Origin of the sequence: Streptomyces sp. NPDC101227 (assembly GCF_044767545.1) — a bacterium.
Lineage (GTDB): Bacteria > Actinomycetota > Actinomycetes > Streptomycetales > Streptomycetaceae > Streptomyces.
Genome location: NZ_JBIWOD010000024.1, coordinates 59,630 through 76,312, shown reverse-complemented (window position 1 = coordinate 76,312; position 16,683 = coordinate 59,630). Strand labels below are relative to the sequence as shown.

The 16,683-nt window shown below is 70.1% G+C and carries 15 protein-coding genes; 11 read left to right on the top strand and 4 right to left on the bottom strand.

Translation table 11 applies throughout. The annotated features are described in order from the left end of the window. Positions 1-260: 260 nt before the first annotated feature. Positions 261-1,442 carry an acyl-CoA dehydrogenase gene (locus tag ACIRPT_RS36585; protein WP_403835413.1) on the top strand — a complete coding sequence of 394 codons (1,182 nt, stop codon included), beginning with the start codon at positions 261-263 and terminating at the stop codon, positions 1,440-1,442. 293 nt (positions 1,443-1,735) lie between these two features. Here the strand turns inward: ACIRPT_RS36585 and ACIRPT_RS36580 are convergent, their stop codons facing one another. After that, complete coding sequence (locus ACIRPT_RS36580; RefSeq protein WP_403835411.1) at positions 1,736-2,449, bottom strand: TetR/AcrR family transcriptional regulator; 714 nt, start codon at positions 2,447-2,449, stop codon at positions 1,736-1,738. Positions 2,450-2,573: 124 nt separating this feature from the next. Between ACIRPT_RS36580 and ACIRPT_RS36575 the strand changes: the two genes are divergently transcribed. The 4 genes from ACIRPT_RS36575 to ACIRPT_RS36560 all read left to right on the top strand — a co-directional run bounded on the left by ACIRPT_RS36575 (position 2,574) and on the right by ACIRPT_RS36560 (position 6,486). Then, a complete protein-coding gene (locus tag ACIRPT_RS36575) occupies positions 2,574-3,275 on the top strand; it encodes an NAD(P)-dependent oxidoreductase (RefSeq protein ID WP_403835409.1) in 702 nt (233 codons plus the stop codon). A 402-nt stretch (positions 3,276-3,677) separates the two neighbouring features. Beyond that, positions 3,678-4,961: a 4-carboxymuconolactone decarboxylase gene (pcaC, locus tag ACIRPT_RS36570; protein ID WP_403497186.1), complete on the top strand. Its 1,284-nt coding sequence runs from the start codon at positions 3,678-3,680 to the stop codon at positions 4,959-4,961. A 60-nt stretch (positions 4,962-5,021) separates the two neighbouring features. Next, positions 5,022-5,663 carry an MBL fold metallo-hydrolase gene (locus ACIRPT_RS36565; RefSeq protein ID WP_403497188.1) on the top strand — a complete coding sequence of 214 codons (642 nt, stop codon included), beginning with the start codon at positions 5,022-5,024 and terminating at the stop codon, positions 5,661-5,663. A 43-nt stretch (positions 5,664-5,706) separates the two neighbouring features. Next, a complete protein-coding gene (locus tag ACIRPT_RS36560) occupies positions 5,707-6,486 on the top strand; it encodes an exodeoxyribonuclease III (RefSeq protein ID WP_403835405.1) in 780 nt (259 codons plus the stop codon). Between the two features lie 105 nt (positions 6,487-6,591). On the opposite strand, the gene ACIRPT_RS36555 is transcribed toward ACIRPT_RS36560, so the two are convergent. Beyond that, a complete protein-coding gene (locus ACIRPT_RS36555) occupies positions 6,592-8,409 on the bottom strand; it encodes an SGNH/GDSL hydrolase family protein (protein ID WP_403835402.1) in 1,818 nt (605 codons plus the stop codon). A 252-nt stretch (positions 8,410-8,661) separates the two neighbouring features. Between ACIRPT_RS36555 and ACIRPT_RS36550 the strand changes: the two genes are divergently transcribed. The 5 genes from ACIRPT_RS36550 to ACIRPT_RS36530 all read left to right on the top strand — a co-directional run bounded on the left by ACIRPT_RS36550 (position 8,662) and on the right by ACIRPT_RS36530 (position 12,496). Continuing rightward, entirely contained in the window at positions 8,662-9,102 is a 441-nt protein-coding gene (locus ACIRPT_RS36550) for a DUF6278 family protein (RefSeq protein ID WP_403835400.1), read from the top strand. Between the two features lie 166 nt (positions 9,103-9,268). Continuing rightward, positions 9,269-10,012, top strand: a complete 744-nt coding sequence (locus tag ACIRPT_RS36545) for an amino acid ABC transporter ATP-binding protein (protein ID WP_403835398.1) — start codon at positions 9,269-9,271, stop codon at positions 10,010-10,012. Positions 10,013-10,026: 14 nt separating this feature from the next. After that, positions 10,027-10,956: a glutamate ABC transporter substrate-binding protein gene (locus ACIRPT_RS36540; RefSeq protein WP_403835396.1), complete on the top strand. Its 930-nt coding sequence runs from the start codon at positions 10,027-10,029 to the stop codon at positions 10,954-10,956. Between the two features lie 17 nt (positions 10,957-10,973). Further along, entirely contained in the window at positions 10,974-11,618 is a 645-nt protein-coding gene (locus tag ACIRPT_RS36535; protein WP_403835394.1) for an amino acid ABC transporter permease, read from the top strand. Then, positions 11,615-12,496 (top strand): amino acid ABC transporter permease, encoded by an 882-nt coding sequence (locus tag ACIRPT_RS36530; RefSeq protein WP_403835392.1) that lies wholly within the window; start codon positions 11,615-11,617, stop codon positions 12,494-12,496. Before ACIRPT_RS36535 ends, ACIRPT_RS36530 begins: the two co-directional genes overlap by 4 nt. A 73-nt stretch (positions 12,497-12,569) precedes the next feature. On the opposite strand, the gene ACIRPT_RS36525 is transcribed toward ACIRPT_RS36530, so the two are convergent. Next, a complete protein-coding gene (locus ACIRPT_RS36525) occupies positions 12,570-14,174 on the bottom strand; it encodes an alpha/beta fold hydrolase (RefSeq protein ID WP_403835389.1) in 1,605 nt (534 codons plus the stop codon). Positions 14,175-14,478: 304 nt separating this feature from the next. On the opposite strand from ACIRPT_RS36525, the gene ACIRPT_RS36520 reads away from it, so the two are divergent. Next, entirely contained in the window at positions 14,479-14,877 is a 399-nt protein-coding gene (locus ACIRPT_RS36520; RefSeq protein ID WP_403835387.1) for a hypothetical protein, read from the top strand. Between the two features lie 448 nt (positions 14,878-15,325). Here ACIRPT_RS36520 and ACIRPT_RS36515 read toward each other — a convergent pair whose 3' ends face one another. Then, the gene (locus tag ACIRPT_RS36515; protein WP_403835385.1) at positions 15,326-16,468 is read right to left on the bottom strand and encodes a glutathione S-transferase family protein; all 1,143 of its coding nucleotides are present in this window, start codon (positions 16,466-16,468) and stop codon (positions 15,326-15,328) included. Positions 16,469-16,683: the final 215 nt, after the last annotated feature.

Sequence of the window (16,683 nt, the reverse complement as noted above, 5' to 3'; positions counted from 1 at the left end):
AGGGATATCCCGTTCCCTGTACAGGTCCATCCGGACGTCACCGAGTGCGGGCCGGCTGCGTGCGTCCCGCCTGCTACGCGGGCTTCGGTACCCGCACCCCGGTCGAGATCACCGCCATAGCTCGAATGGTGGCTCACGACGCAAGCCGATCTCCAACTCCTCTTCTCACCAACGGAGTTCCTGGCTGTGTGCCGCGGAACGCTGGGGCTCCTCATTTAAGGTGACGCTGACTCAGTACGAATAGCGAGGAGTGACCATCCATGGCGGTCTCGGCCGGATTGCATGTCAGCCCGGAATTTCCCGCGATGCTCGAGCGAATCGACGCACTCGGCCAGGCGCTCGAGGCGGACGCGGACACGGCCGAGGAACTCGGCCAACTCGCCGAGGGCACCGCACGGGCGTTGCTGGACGCCGGGGTCGTGAGGGCCGCACTGCCGCACAGCCTCGGCGGCTACGAGTTCTCCCCACGCCAACTGATAGAGACGGTCGAGCGGGTCAGCCACCACGATGCCGCGGCCGGTTGGACGATGATGGCGCTGCAGTTGATGACCGGTACCACTGCGGCCTATCTCGATGCCGTTGCGGCGGCCGACTTGTTCCCGGATGTCGCGGGCGGGGACCACGCGTTGTTGGCGGGGCACGGCACCCGGCCCGGCCGGGCCGTCCCGGTGGAGGGTGGCTATCTGGTCAGCGGCAGTTGGCAGTTCGCCTCCGGTATGGCGCACGCCACCCATATCCACAGTGCGATCCAGGTCGAGGGCACCGGTGAGCTGCGGGTGCTGGCGATGCCGAAGCCGCAGGTGGAACTCGTCGACAACTGGGATGTGCTCGGGCTGCGTGCGACGCACAGCATTGACTATCACTGCGCCGATGTGCACGTCCCCGCGACGCACACGTATCTCGCCACCACCACGACCCCGGCCAACGGTGGCGCGATCTACGGCATCGGCCTGGTCAACATGTCCGCGATCGGGCACACCGGCTGGGCGCTCGGTGTCGGTCGGCGCCTGCTCGATGAACTGAAGCTGGTCGCCGCGGCCAAATCCGGCACACGTAACGCCGCCGTCGACACCGCGCACTTCCACGCGGAGTACGCGACCGCCGAAGCCAGGCTTCGTTCGGCGCGGGCGTGGGCAATGGAGGTATGGCAAGGCATCGAAGCCACCCTGAATGCAGGCGAGGCGCTGAGTACCGAACAGGACACGCTGCTCAGACTGGCGCTCAACCACGCGACGTGGACCGTGCAGGACGTGGGACAGACGGTGCACCGATGGGCTGGGACGACGGCGATCCGGCGCGGGCCGATCGAACGGTTCCTGCGTGACCTCGGCACAGGCACCCAGCACATCACCTCAAGCCCCACGGTCCTGCAGAACTGCGGCAAATGGCTCAGCGACGCACAGCCCCAAGCGCACTGGGAATTCCTCGACCTGACGCCGTGACCAACAAGTAGGAGAGTGAGCACCGGCACAAAGGGGGGCCCGGTGAGCCGGCGTTCGCCGGGCCCGCGATTGAGGGGCCCGGCGATGCCGCCGTCGGCGAAGCGGCCCCGCCGCGGACGCACGGTATCCACGTGCAGGCCGGTCGCGGCCGCGAGACGGGCGTTGTGGCGGCCCCGGGCGGCGTGCGGGACCAACCCCTGTTCCACGACCGACAGGTGCGGGCAGGCGATTTTCCGCAGCAGGCCGGAGCGGGCCATGGGTCACGTGACGGCCACATGACGGGCCGGACGGCTTCAGTCGTTTTCGAAGCCCAAAGACCGGATCAATTGGGCCAGTTCGGCGCGGAAGAGCTTGTCGGGGGAGAGTGTCTGGGCGCGCAGGTGGCCGTAGACCTCCAGCGCGACCAGGCCGTGCAGGTGTCCCCAGATCCGCAGGGCGAGGGCCACGCCGGCCGGAGGCAGGTCGGGGAAGGCCGGGCGGATCTTGCCGAGCAGGCCGGGATCGAAGTCGTCCCAGGTGAAGCCGCCCTCCCTGGGCGGCGATTCGGTGTTCCCCCAAGCGGCGTCCGCGAGGGCGGCGATGCCGACGCACACGCGCCGGGCGGCGTCCGGCGCGGCGCCGCCCTCGGGGGCCTGGTAGCCGGATACGGGGTCGCCGTAGATGAGCCGAAAGCCCTCCGGGTTGGCCAGCGCCCAGTTGCGGAAGGCGTGTGCCCATGCCGGGATGCGGGCCGCCGGGCTGTCCTGCGACGAGGCGGCCCAGGCGGCGTCCACGGCGTCCGCGAGCGCGGTGTAGACGTCTGCGATGAGCGTGGTGACCAGGTCGTCGCGGGTGGCGAAGTAGCCGTAGATGGCGTTGGGGGTCATGCCCATCTCACGAGCGATCGCCCGCAGAGTGATCGCGTCGGGGCCGCCCGAACGCATCAACTCCAGTGCGGTGCTCTTGATTTCGGCGATCGTCTCGGCCCTCAGCCGCTCACGTCGTCCGGTGCTCCGGGTGCCTGCCATCCGCCCACTCTACAGTGTCACGTCAGTGAGCCTCGTATGGAAACTTCACGGCGTATAGTTTCTGCGTGGCGTGAGGGGACTTGTCGGCCCGCGCCGTCCATCCGGCATGAACAAGGGGAGAACCATGCACATCGGCGTCATCGGAGCTACCGGCACCATCGGCAGCCGGGTCGTCACCGAGGCCCTCCGGCGCGGGCACCGCGTCACGGCGTTCAGCCGCGACGTCTCCGCGATCGACGACCCGCGCGAGAACCTCAGCTGGGCGAGCGTCGACGTCCTCGATGCCGCGAGCATCGCCGCCGCCCTACCCGGCCTGGACATCCTCATCAGCGGATTCCAGCCGGGAAACGCAGCCAAGGACATCACCGACACCATCCAGCGCTCCGTCGCGGACCCGACCGTCTACGTGCGCGCCGCCCGAGCACTGCTCAAGGCCCTGGACAGCCAACCCGGCACACGCCTCATCGTCATCGGCGGCGCCGGCAGCCTGGAGATCGAACCGGGCGTCACCCGCGCCGACCACGACGAACTCCTCCACGAGGCACTCGACGCACTCGGGCTCCCCCGCGAGTACGCCGCCGCGGTACGTGGCCACCGCGACGCGCTGAACTTCCTGCGCACCTCGAACCGGCTGTGGACCTACTTCAGCCCCGCAGAGCAGATCACCCCCGGCGAGCGCACCGGCCGCTTCCGCATCGGCGGTGACCAGCCCGTCCTCGATGCCGACGGCCTCAGCCGGATCTCGGTCGAGGACGCCGCCGTCGCACTCGTCGACGAAGCCGAGCTGCCCCGGTTCGTCCAACGCCGATTCACCATCGGCTACTGAGCCACCGGTGCTGATCCAGGAGGTGGCCGTCGCTTACGGCCGCCTCCTGGAGACACCGTCGCCGCTGTAACTCCATGACTCCGTACGGGACGTTGTGCGCCAGGGGCGGTGTCCCGGTGTTCCTGCCTGGCAGGGCGTGGATGAGATGTCGACGCGCACCCGGGCAACGCCGCTTGGACGGGCCGGAAACGTGTGGGTCCTGATCGGGAGCAAGGCGCCGCACCCGTACCGCGGATCATGGTGAGTTACGAGGAGCCGGGTCACCTGGACGCCGTCGTCGTCTTCATGGTGAGGCTCTGACCTGCGCGTACCCTGCTTTGGGTGCGGTTGGAGGCCGAGCGCCGACGGCTCTTCCTTACCCAGGTGTCAGGATCGCGTCAGATAGTTCGGTAGCGTGGACGGGTGAGTGAGAAGACCCTGCAGCACCGGATCGACGGTCCCGACGACGCCCCCGTACTCGTACTGGGTGCATCACTCGGTACCACCTGGCACATGTGGGACCGGCAGATCCCCGAGCTGACCCGCCACTGGCGGGTCATCCGTTTCGATCTGCCAGGTCACGGCGGTTCGCCCGCGCACGCCGCACCCTCCATCGCCGAACTGGCCGACCGGCTGGTCGCCACCCTCGACCTCCTGGGCGTCGAGCGGTTCGGCTATGCGGGATGCAACATCGGCGGTGCCATCGGCCTCCAGCTGGCCCTCACCCGCCCGCACCGGGTCACCTCCCTCGCCCTGGTGTCCTCCTCACCGCGCTACGGCACCGCGGACGCCTGGCGCCAGCGCGGCGTGGTGATCCGTACCAACGGACTCGACCCGATCGCGCGCACCGCCCCCGAGCACTGGTTCACCACCGGCTTCGCGGGCGCCCAGCCCGCCATCGTCGAATGGGCCGTCCAGATGGTGCGGACCACCGACCCCGGCTGCTACATCGCCTCCTGCGAGGCGCTCGCCTCCTACGACGTACGGTCCTCCCTCAGCCGCGTCGGCGTGCCCACCCTCGTCGTCGTCGGCTCCGAGGACCAGGTCACCCCGACCACCGACGCCCGCTCCCTGGTCGCCGGCATACCCGATGCCAGCCTCGCGCTGGTGCCCGGAACCTCTCATCTCGCGCCCGTCGAGCAGCCCTCGGCCGTCACCGAACTCCTCATCCGGCACTTCACCACCAACTGGCACGACAACCCGGGCCCGGCCGGCCAGCCCGCCCTCGGCGCCGCCGCCCCCAAGGCACAGATCGCGCCCCCGCCGCCCCCGGCGGCGCCCCCCGCCGCCATAGAGTCCGGCCTCACCAAGCAGGAGCCGGCCCGCGGCGGCACATACGAGGCGGGGATCAAGGTCCGCCGCGAGGTCCTGGGCGATGCCCATGTCGACCGCGCAGAGGCCGCCGCCGACGACTTCACCGGCGACTTCCAGGACTTCATCACCCGCTACGCCTGGGGCGAGACCTGGACCCGCCCCGGTCTCGACCGCCGCACCCGCAGCATCATCACCCTCACCGCCCTGGTGGCCCGCGGCCACCACGAGGAACTGGCGCTGCACACCCGCGCCGCCCTCCGCAACGGTCTCACCCCCACCGAGATCAAGGAGGTCCTGATGCACACGGCGATCTACTGCGGCGTCCCGGCGGCGAACTCCGCGTTCGCGGTGGCCCAGCGGGTGATAAAGGAAGAGACGACGCCTGAGGGCTGATACCGGGCGCGCTCGCCCCTTCCGGGGGTGGGCGGCCGCCCCCCGCGGCAAGATGGCCCCATGGAACTCACGAAGAAGACCCATGCCTGCGTCCGGCTCGAGAAGGACGGGCGGACGCTCGTCATCGATCCCGGAGTCTTCAGCGAGCAGGACGCGGCCATCGGCGCGGACGCGATCCTGGTGACCCATGAACACATGGACCACTTCAACGAGGAGCGGCTGCGCGCGGGCATGGAGGCGAACCCGGGAGCCGAGATCTGGACCCTGGCGAGCGTCGCCGACCAGCTCTCGGCCGCCTTCCCCGGGCGGGTGCACACCGTGGGCGAGGGCGACACCTTCACCGCCGCCGGGTTCGACGTCGAGGTGCACGGCCAGCTGCACGCCGTCATCCACCCCGACATCCCCCGCATCACCAACGTCGGCTATCTGATCGACGGCGGCACGGTCTTCCACCCCGGCGACGCGCTCACCGTCCCCGAGGGCCGTACGGTCGACACCCTCCTGCTGCCGGTCCACGCCCCCTGGAACAAGGTCGCCGAGATCATCGACTACGTCCGTGCGGTCGCGCCCCGCCGGGCCATCGACATCCACGACAGCCTGCTCCAGGACCACGCCCGCCCGGTCTACGACTCCATGATCGACAAGCTCGGCGGCGCCGACCACGGCCGCCTGAACCCCGGCACCAGCACCACACTCGGCTGACGGCCCCGGCCGGCTGTCAGACCCTCGCTGTAGGTTTACGTACATGCGCATCGCGACCTGGAACGTCAACTCGATCACCGCCCGTCTCCCGAGGCTGATGGCCTGGCTGGAGAGCACCGGCACGGACGTGCTGTGCATCCAGGAGACCAAGTGCTCCGCCGAGCAGTTCCCGTACGAAGAGCTGCGCCAGCTCGGCTACGAAGCGGCGGTCAACGCCGACGGCAGGTGGAACGGCGTGGCGCTGCTGTCCAAGGTGGGCCTGGACGACGTCGTCAAGGGCCTGCCCGGCGGCCCGGACTACGAGGGCGTGCAGGAGCCCCGCGCCGTCTCGGCGACCTGCGGCCCGGCCCGCGTCTGGTCGGTGTACGTCCCCAACGGCCGCGAGGTCGATCACGCCCACTACGCCTACAAGCTGCGCTGGTTCGAGGCCCTGAAGGCGGCGGTCGCCGAGGACGCGGCCGGCTCCCGCCCGTTCGCCGTCCTCGGCGACTACAACGTCGCACCCACCGACGACGACGTCTGGGACCCGTCCGTCTTCGTCGGCGCCACCCATGTCACCCCCGCCGAGCGCGCCGCCCTGACGGCGCTGCGCGAGGCGGGCCTGACGGACGTCGTGCCCCGCCCCCTCAAGTACGACCACCCGTACACGTACTGGGACTACCGCCAGCTCGCCTTCCCCAAGAACAAGGGCATGCGCATCGACCTGGTCTACGGCAACGAGCCGTTCGCCAAGGCCGTCTCGGACTCCTACGTCGACCGGGAGGAGCGCAAGGGCAAGGGCGCCTCGGACCATGCGCCGGTGGTCGTGGATCTCGAGGTGTGAGCCGGAGGTTCACCGCCTCCGACTTCGGGCTCAGCGGCGACCTCCCGGTGCGCTGACCCGCGTCGTGGCCATCGCAGAGGCGGGCGATCGCCGGCCGGCGCCCCGTCAGCCCCGGCCCGGGACCAGCGCCCGCAGGTCCACGGCTTCGCCGAGTGCCTTCAGCCCCGCGTCGCCGGGATGGAGGTGGTCGCCGCTGTCGTAGGCGGGCAGCATCCGCCGGGGGTGCTGGGGATCGCGGACCACGGCGTCGAAGTCCAGGGTCGCGTCGAAGGTGCCGTCGGCGGCCCGGAGGAAGGCGTTGACGGACTGGCGGCGGTCCTCGACGGCCGGCGTGCAGTCCTTGTACCCCTCGCAGGGGGCGATGGTGGCCGCCACGGCCCGCAGGCCGCGTTCGTGTGCGCGCCGCGCGATGGCCCGCAGGCCGGCGATGACCTCGTCCGCCGAGGTGCCCCAGCGCACGTCGTTGATGCCCTCGAAGACGACGACGGTACGGGCGGCGGGCTGCGCCAGCACATCCCGCTCCAGGCGGTGCTGAGCGCTCACCCCGCCGGTGTCGGTGCTGACCCCGTCGCCCTGGTAGCGGTCGGTGACGATGCGGTTCGCGGAGATGCCGTGGTTGAGGACGCCATAGCGGGGGAGGGCGGTCTGGGACTGGAAGCGGCGGGCGAGGACGTCGGGCCAGCGGCGGTTGGCGCCGCTCGTCGACTTCACGCCGTCGGTGATGGAGTCGCCCAGCGCCACCACCGAGCCGGGGCCGCCGTCCACATCGACGCCGGTCAGGAACGGCCAGATGGTCATGGTCTCCGGAAAGGCCGCGCCGCCCACGTCCCCCGTACGGTCGCCGCCGCCCGGCGCGCTCAGATAGGAGACCTGGGCGGCCTCCTGATGCACCGGCGCAGCCGTCACCGTCCCGGGGAGATGGATGCTGACCAGCAGGTTGGTGTCGGCCGGGACCCGGAAGCCGACCGGGTCGCTGACGGCCTCGGCGCCCGCCGGTATACGGGTGCCGGTGCGGCCGCGCCCGAAGGTCAGCGGTACGGGTGCGGAGTGCGCCGCGGCGCCCGCGTCCTGCACCGCCACGCTCGCCGCCCCTATGTCCACCGGCGCCGCCGCGAAGGTGTTCGCCAGCCGTATCCGCGCCCGCGCCCCGCCCGCCCCGGCGTGCACGACCAGTCGCAGCGTGCGGTCCGTCCAGGGGCCGACCGCCCGGTATCCGGCCGTGCTGGCCGACCAACTACCCGTCCTCGTCGGTGAGTTGGAGCGCACCGAGGCCGCGAAGACATGGAGATCGGCCGCCGGTCCGGGGTCGTGCGGCAGTGCCACCGACGCCACCTCGCGCCCGGCCCGCAGGGGTACCGACACCGCGTACAGCCGCGCCACCGCCGGCTCGCTGTGCCCGTCCGCGCCGTTGATGTGGGGCAGCCCCACCGCTTTGGTGCTCAGCGGCCCCGAACGCCAGTCGGGTGCGGTCAGTTCATAGGCGGACCGGGAGCCGTCGCGGTAGTGCACCGTGCCGGTACCGGCGGCCGGTACGCCGTCGGCACCCGTCCCGGCGACCAGGAACGTGAGGGCGCCGCCCCGCCCGTGCAGCGCCACCGCCTGCCCGTCGGCCACCACGTTGTCGGGCGAGCCGGGCGCCGTACGGGGCCAGCCGAGCCGGGTGCCGTCGATGCCGAGGGTGCTTCCGGGCCGCCAGCCGGCCGCCGCCAGGTCCTGCGCGGAGAGCGAATGGCCCGCTCCGTCGAAGTCGGCGGCATCCGGCCGGGCGTTGTCACTGATGGCCTTGTTGTCGAAGAGTCTCGCCAAGGGCAACGGGTGGTCGGGGCGTTGCCCCGCGCGGGCCGACGCCGCGGCGGTCGCGGCGGGCAGTGCGGTTGCGGTGAGCAGGAGTGCCAGGGCGGTGGCCCGTCGTCGTACGCGCATGAGTGCCTTCCCTCTGGTGGGCTCCGGGCGACGTGCGGCGACCTCGGCGGCATCGACCGAGGTCAGTGGGCAGGTGCTGAGCTGCGATCCGGCCGTTCCCGCGAGGGGCGGCAGGCTCCGGCGGAGCCGGCGGATCCGATCCGAGCGCCATGAAAGTAGGAAGGCCGGCAGGGGGCGTCAAGGTGACGAACCGCGATCCGTTGCGCCGCGCGCCTGTGGCCGGGGCCCTGGTACGGGTGGGACCCTCACACCATGAACATGTCTTTCCTGGACAAGTGGCGCAAGCGCTCGCACCCCGTCCGGTCGGTGCCGCTGGCGGAGTCGGTGAGCGCCGACCCCGAAAGCGTCGTCGAGCTGCTGTCCGAGTGCGAGCTGCTCCGGGCGCAGGCGGCCGCCGAAGGGGTCGAACTGGACGACTCCGTAGCGTCGTTGGAGGCGCTGGACCAGCTTCAGCCGGTCTGGCGGGACGACCCGGAAGTGGTGTCCTGGCTGGGCAATGACGCGGGCCTCTATCTGGGGACGGTCCTGGTGCGTACGGTGTGCGATGCCGTCTGGCATGTATGGCCGGACGGGCAGCCGGTGGTCAGGCTGGCCTCGGGACGGGAGGTCGATGTGGTGGAGGCGGGGCATGAATGGGCGGATGTCGGTGCGCCCGAGCTGTCCCAGGTTTATGCGGAGGCGGCGGAGAGCTGACCGGCCCGACAGCGCGGGGAAAAGCGGCCGCCACACCGAGTTCCCCCGTCACCGTGGTTTAGCCGCCCATATCCCGGCCCACGTGCGTGTCAGCGCGGAAACACCCCTTTTGTCCCGATAGTTTGCGGGCTCTCCGCTGTACGGATGAGAGTGGGCAGGTCTGCATATGGCCGGTGATGCGCTGATTGAAATGCGCGGGGTCAACAAGCACTACGGAAAACTGCACGTCCTCCGGGACATCGACCTCACCGTCGGCCGCGGCGAGGTGGTCGTGGTCATCGGGCCTTCCGGTGGCGGGAAGTCCACCCTGTGCCGTGCCATCAACCGCCTGGAAGCCATCGAGTCCGGCAGCATCGAGCTGGACGGCAGACCGCTGCCGCAAGAGGGCCGGGCGCTGGCCCAGCTGCGTGCCGAAGTCGGCATGGTCTTCCAGTCCTTCAACCTCTTCGCCCATAAGACCGTGCTGGCCAACATCATGCTGGCGCCGATGAAGGTACGTAAGAAGAGGAGGGAGGAGGCGGCGCAGCGGGCCCGCGAACTCCTCGACCGGGTAGGCCTCGCCTCCCAGGCCGACAAATACCCGGCCCAGCTCTCCGGCGGCCAGCAGCAGCGCGTCGCCATCGCCCGCGCCCTCGCCATGGAGCCCAAGGCGCTGCTCTTCGACGAGCCGACCTCGGCCCTCGACCCGGAGATGATCAACGAGGTGCTGGAGGTGATGCGGCAGCTCGCCCGGGAGGGCATGACGATGGTCGTGGTCACGCACGAGATGGGCTTCGCACGGTCCGCCGCCAACCGCGTCGTCTTCATGGCCGACGGCCGCATCATCGAGGACCGCACCCCCGAGGAATTCTTCACCGCACCGCGGAGCGAACGCGCGAAGGACTTCCTCTCCAAGATCCTCAAGCACTGAACGGGGGCGCCGCGATGCCGTACTTTCCCCTCCCGCACCTGCGCCGCGCCCTGGTGGCACTCCTTCTCGCCGCGCTCGCCCTGGCCGCCGCCGGCTGCGGCCGCGAGGGCAGCCCCCCGGTCAAGGGCCCCAAGGGCAGCGAACTGCCCACGTACCCCGTCGCCAAGAACTTCACCCTGCCCGCCTCCCCGACCTGGGTCAGGGCCAAGCGCCGCGGGCACCTCATCGTCGGAGTCAAGGAGGACCAGCCCTACCTCGGCGAGAAGGACCCGGCCTCCGGGCGCTACAGCGGCTTCGACATCGAGATCGCCAGGATGGTGTCCGCGGGCCTCGGCTTTCCGCCCGGCACCCTCCAGTTCAAGACGATCGCCTCGGCCAACCGCGAGACGGCCCTGCAGAACGGCCAGATCGACTACTACGTCGGCACCTACACCATCAACGACAAGCGCAAGAAACTGGTGGGCTTCGCCGGGCCGTACTACATGGCCGGCCAGTCGCTGCTGGTCCGTTCCGACGAGGACGACATCCACGGGCCGCAGGACCTGGCCGGCAAACGCGTCTGCTCCGCGGCCGGCTCGACACCCGCGCAGCGCATCCAGGCCGAGTACCCCAGGGCCGATCTGGTCACCTACGACACCTACTCGGTGTGTGTGGACAATCTGCTGACCTATCAGGTCGACGCCGTGACCACGGATGACGCGATTCTGCTGGGCTACGCGGCCAAGGTGTCCGACGAACTCAAGGTGGTCGGCAAACCGTTCTCCCACGAGCCGTACGGGATCGGCGTCCCGCGGGGCGACAACGCGCTGCGGTACGCCATCGACGATGTGCTCGCCGCCGCCGAGAAGAACGGCACCTGGAAGAAGGCGTACGACGCGACGCTCGGACTGTCCGGCGTGCCCGCACCGAAGCCGCCCCCGATCGACCGCTATCCGGCGAGCTAGGACCCTAGGACCGACCCGTGAACGTTCTCCTCGACAACCTCTCCCTCTACGGGGACGGCCTGCTGGGCACCGTCGAACTCACCGTCTACGCCTCGCTGCTCGCCCTCGTCCTCGGCTTCCTCATGGCGGCCTTCCGCGTCGCGCCGGTGGGCTCGCTGCGGGCGTTCGGCACGGCCTGGGTGACAGTGCTGCGCAACACCCCGCTGACGCTGCTCTTCTTCGCCGTCGTCCTGGGCCTGCCGCGCTTCGGGCTGGTCCTGCCCTTCAAGCTGTTCGCCATCCTGGCGCTCGGCTGCTACACCTCCGCCTTCATCTGCGAGGCGGTGCGCTCCGGCATCAACACCGTGCCGGTGGGCCAGGGCGAGGCGGCCCGCAGCCTGGGCATGACCTTCCCGCAGACCCTCGGCGACATCGTCCTGCCGCAGGCCTTCCGCTCGGTCATCTCGCCCATCGGCTCCACGCTCATCGCGCTCGCCAAGAACTCCGCGATCGCCGGTGCGTTCAGCGTCGTCGAACTCCTCGGCGTCTACAAACCGCTCAACGAGCTGGGCTACAACATCATCTGGACGTTCGTCTGGATCGCCGTCGGCTATCTGATCGTGACCCTGACCATCAGCGCGCTCTTCAACCTGCTGGAGAAGCGCTTCGGAGCCGCCCGATGACCGCCCCGATGACCACCACCGCCCTCTATGACATCCCGGGCCCCAGGACCAGACAGCGCCACCGCCTCTACGGCCTCGCCTCGACGGTGGCGATCCTCGCCCTGCTCGGCTGGATCATCTACCTGCTCTTCTCCACCGGCCAGTTCACGGCGGCCAAGTGGACACCCTTCACCTACAAGGGAATTCAGGAGCTGCTGCTCACCGGCCTCGGCAACACCCTGCGGGCCTTCGGCATCGCCGCGGTGCTCTCCCTGGCGCTCGGCGCGGTGCTGGCGACCGGCCGGCTCTCCGAGCACCGGCTCGTTCGCTGGCTGAGTACGGTGCTGGTCGAGTTCTTCCGTGCGATGCCCGTCCTGGTGATGATCTTCTTCATCTATGTGGCGCTGAAGGTGGACCCCCTGCCCGCCCTCGTCGCCGGCCTGACCCTCTACAACGGCTCGGTGCTCGCCGAGGTCTTCCGCACCGGCGTCCACTCCGTCGACCGCGGCCAGCGGGAGGCCGCCTATGCGCTCGGCATGCGCAAGACGCAGGTCATGACCCATGTGCTGGTACCGCAGGCGGTCCGCGCCATGCTCCCGGCGATCATCAGCCAGCTGGTCGTCGCCCTGAAGGACACCTCGCTCGGCTACCTCATCACCTACGAGGAGTTCCTGCACGCCGGCAAGCTCATCGCCTCCAACCTCGACTACGGCCTGCCGTTCATCCCCGTAGTCATGATCATCTCGCCGATCTACATCGGCATGTGCATGCTGCTGTCCTGGCTCGCCAACTGGGTCTCCAAGCGCCAGCGCCGCAACCCCAAGGTGGAGGCGGCCGAGGTGGCCGCGCCCGAGCCGGGGACGTTGCTGCCGGGGGCGCATCAGCCGCCGAAGGAGTGAGCCCGGGCCCCGCCGTCGGCCCCGGCGGGGCCGGAGCGCCGGGCGGCGCCCCGACCGCCGGGCGTACGGTGCCTCAGTCGCGCACCGGCACCGACACATACGACGGGTCCCCGGCAGGCGAGGAGAACGTCAGCTTGGCGCCGCTCGGATTGTGCTCGATGTACAGCGGATCCACGGTGTCCACGACCACCGCCAGGTGGTGTCCGGCCGGCACGTCGTATGCGGTGGCGAAGAGGTCGAGGTCCACGCCGAACGGCTTGCCGGGAGTCTTGCCGTGGAAGGTGTACGGGGCGTGCGTGACGAGCTTGCCGAGACCCAGCGGGCCCACGTCGTAGAGGTAGGCGATGGCGGTGCCGCTCTCGGCGGTGCTGGTCAGGGTGGTGTGCAGACGGGTCGTCCCGCGCACCCGCTGGCCGCTCTCGTAGCGCTCGGACTGCCATACGGCGGCCAGCGAACGCGGCAGCAGCGGCATCGAGGCCATCGGCGGCAGCCGGAAGAACTGGTCCAGCATGCTGGAGAGGAAGATCAGCCCGCCGTCGGCGCCGGAGTCCCAGTTGGTGTTGATCCGCCGACTGCCGTCCAGCTCGATCTTCCGGTGCGCGGACGGGACGTCCTTCCAGCTCTTGTAGCCCTCGTACGCACCGGTGGAACGGGACTTGAGCAGCACCGGCGACTCGCGGTTGATGCCGTTGTCCGCGCCCTTGAGGTAGTGGTCGAACCACCGCTTGGTGTTCGTCCAGGTGTCATTGGGCAGCCCGAACAGCCCGGTCGCCTCGGCCGTGGCATGGTCGCCGGGCCGGAACTCCAGCCGCTTCGGGCCCTTCAACTTCTCGTAGAAGTCGGCATATTGGTTGGGCGGGAAGAGGGAATCGCCCCAAGCGTTGCCGAGCATGATCGCCGCGCCGTTGGCATTGATCTTGTCGAGGTAGGTGGCGGGGGAGCGCTTCTTCCCCCACGCGATCATGTCCTTTTCCTTGGCGAGGTTGGACGTGAGGAAGTCCTTGAGGACGCTCTTCAGTTCGGGGCTGGGGCGTCCCGTCAGCGCGCCCGCACCGCCGAGCATCGCCGCCGCCTGGAGGTGCTGGGTACGGCCGCTGTAGATCGAGCCGATCAGGTCGCCCCAGCCGCTGAGCGCCGCAACTGCCTTGATCCGCTTGTCGAATGCCGAGGCCAGCAGGCTGATCCCGGCCCCGTACGAGACCCCGCCCATGCCGATCCGGTGCGGGTCGGCGGGCGTGTGGGCCAGCGCCCAGTCGATGACCTTCGAGGCGTCGGCGATGTCCTGCGGACCGGCCGTCTCGATCTCCCCGCCCGACTGCCAGAAGCCACGGGAGTTGTAGCCGACGACCACATAGCCCGCATCGGCCAGCTTCTTGGCCTGCACCAGGTATTCGACCTGCGGCATCGCCCAGCTGGTCGGCAGCACGATGACGGGGTAGCGCCGGCTTCCGTCCGCACCGGCCGGGGTGAAGACATTCGCCTTGAGGGTGATGCCGCCGTCGCCCTTGATGTCGACGAACTTCACCGAGGGCACGCCGGACGACGGTGCCGATTCCGCGGGCGCGGCCTGGGCGGTGGCCGGCGCGGCGGTGAGGACCGTGGTGGCGAGCACCGCCGCGGAGACGGTGGCGATCGTGGCGCGCGAGGCGATACGGGAGGTCGTGCGGGAGGGCGTCATCTTCTCTGCTCCAGATCTCGATGCGAGCCACGCGCACGCTGTCCGCGGACAAGCTCGCTACCCAGGGACAGGTGGGGCGTACGGGGCTCGATTTGACTGGAGGGTAAGGCGCCGGGCTTACCCGTGGTAACCCGTCGGTAGGTTACGGGTGGGTAACGTCAGGAGAATGAGGCGGAGTTGCGGAGGTTGCCCGTCCGGAAGGCGTCGAGGTGAGTCACCCCGACCGTCGGCCGCGAGGGGTGAGCGCCCGGCCGAGCTGTCATGGCTACTTGACGTCAAGGGGCCTTGACGAAACACTGAAGGCATGCTGACGCCCGAAAGCCTTGAGGGGCATTTCACCCTGCTCTCCGCCACCGCCCGCTATGACGCGCTCCGGCTGCGCGACTCCCTGGCGCCGGATGCGGATGTCCAGCCGCTCTCCAGGGATGAGGTGTTGGAGATGCTGGCGCTCGGCGAGGTGATCGCGCGCAAGGCGGCGTACGGGCGGCAGCTTTCGGTGCGGTCCGCCCGGGCCGCCGGGGCCTCTTGGTCGGCGATCGGTGCGGCGCTGGGCATGAGCAAGCAGGCCGCCTGGGAGGCGCACGGCCGCTGGCTCGAAGAGCGGGCCGAACAGCAGCGCCGCAGCGGTGACCCGGAGCCGGACGAGGGCGGCGCCCCGGCCGCGCGAGAGCGCGCCGGGCGGCCGGGGAACGCGGAGGGATGAGCCGCCGCCTGGGCCGAGCCGATACGGCGTCCGGGGTGCGGCCGCTACGGAGGGCAGGGCGGCGACCGAGGGCATGCGGTCACCCGGCAGCTGGGCATGGCCGACGCCGGACATGTCATCGGCGTCCACCTCGATACGCCGCTCACGCTCCCGCCCGCCGACCTGGCCGAACGGGCCACGCCGACGCCGGACGATCTCGCCCGCCTCGATCAGCTGGAGCGGGCCTGGCGTATGCGCTCACTGGCTCCCTGGTGGGGCAACCGGCCTCGGTCGTCGAGAAGTTCAAGGAGCGGACGGACGGTGCGGAGGTCCCGGAGGTCCCGGAGGACGCGGCGGCGCGCCACCGGCTTCGCGCTGCGGCGACGACCGGCCCGCTGACCGCCGGGGCCGGTGTTCCCGGTCCACCGCACCGTGTAGCCGGACCCGGCAGGCTCCGGTCGCAACGGCCTCAGCGGCCGGGGCGTCCCGTCGGCGGCACCTCCTCGCCCGCCGGCACCGGCCCCGGTGGCGTCCCGTCCCCGAACGGCCGGCCGCCCAGCTCCTCCCGGTAATGCGGCGTCAGCCAGCCGCTCAGGTCGGGGCCGAGCGGGACGATCGCGGTCGGGTTGATGCCCGTGTGCACCCGGTAGTAGTGCTGCTTGATGTGGTGGAAGTCCACGGTGTCGCCGAAGCCGGGCGTTTGGTACAGGTCCTTGGCGTACGACCACAGCACCGGGTCCTCGGTCAGCTTGAAGCGGTTGCATTTGAAGTGGCCGTGGTAGACGGCGTCGAAGCGGACCAGTGTGGTGAAGAGGCGGATGTCGGCCTCGGTGATGGTGTCGCCCACCAGGTAGCGCCGGTCTGTCAGGCGCTCGGAGAGCAGGTCCAGGCGCCGGAAGACATCGCGGCTCGCCTCGTCGTACTCGCTCTGGCCGGTGGCGAAGCCGGCGCGGTACACCCCGTTGTTGAGGTCGCGGTAGACGCTCTGCATCACCTCGTCGATCTCCGCGCGCAACGGCTCCGGGTAGAGGTCGGGCGCGCCGGGCCGGTGCAGGGCCGTCCATTCGGTGGCCAGGTCCAGAGTGATCCGCTGGTAGTCATTGGTGACCAGCTGCCCGCTGGGGACGTCCACGATGGCGGGGACGCTGACCCCACCGGGGTAGTCCTTCTCGCGGGCGTCGTAGGCCTCGCTGAGGTAGCGGATGCCCAGCACCGGGTCGCGGCCGTCGGGATCAAGCGTGAAGCGCCAGCTGCGGTCGTCCTGGAGGGGATCGGTGACGGCGAGCGACAGGGCGTCCTCCAGGCCGAGCAGCCGTCGTGAGATCAGGGCCCGGCTCGCCCAGGGGCAGGCGCGGCTGGCGACGAGGCGGTAGCGGCCGGGCTCCACGGGCCAGCCGTGCCGGCCGTCCGCGGTGATGCGGTCCGCGAAGTGGCTTCGTGAGCGCTTGAACGGCTTTTTGCCGTATACGGCGTTGCCGTCCGTGCCGGCGCTGTTGTTGTCGGTTGCGTTGCCGTTGCCGTCGCTCTTGTTGCGGTCGCTGTCGCTGTTGCCGTGGTTGTCGCTGTCGCCGTGGTTGTCGCTGTCGCCGTCGGCGTTGATGGGGCGGGCCATCACCGGCTCCTCTCCGTGTGCTGTCCGTGCGCAATCCGTAGGGTGCTGTGCAATTCCCGTGCGCTCCCCGTGTGCTCCCGGTGCGTTCTTTGTGCGTACTGTGCGAGCCTTCCCCGTTCGCCGGGCCGTGACGCAAACCCGCACAAGAGACATGTCCGGGAAAAGCGTTACCAGTGCGTGGATTTGATGGTGAGTGATATTCGGATGCCGTCGGT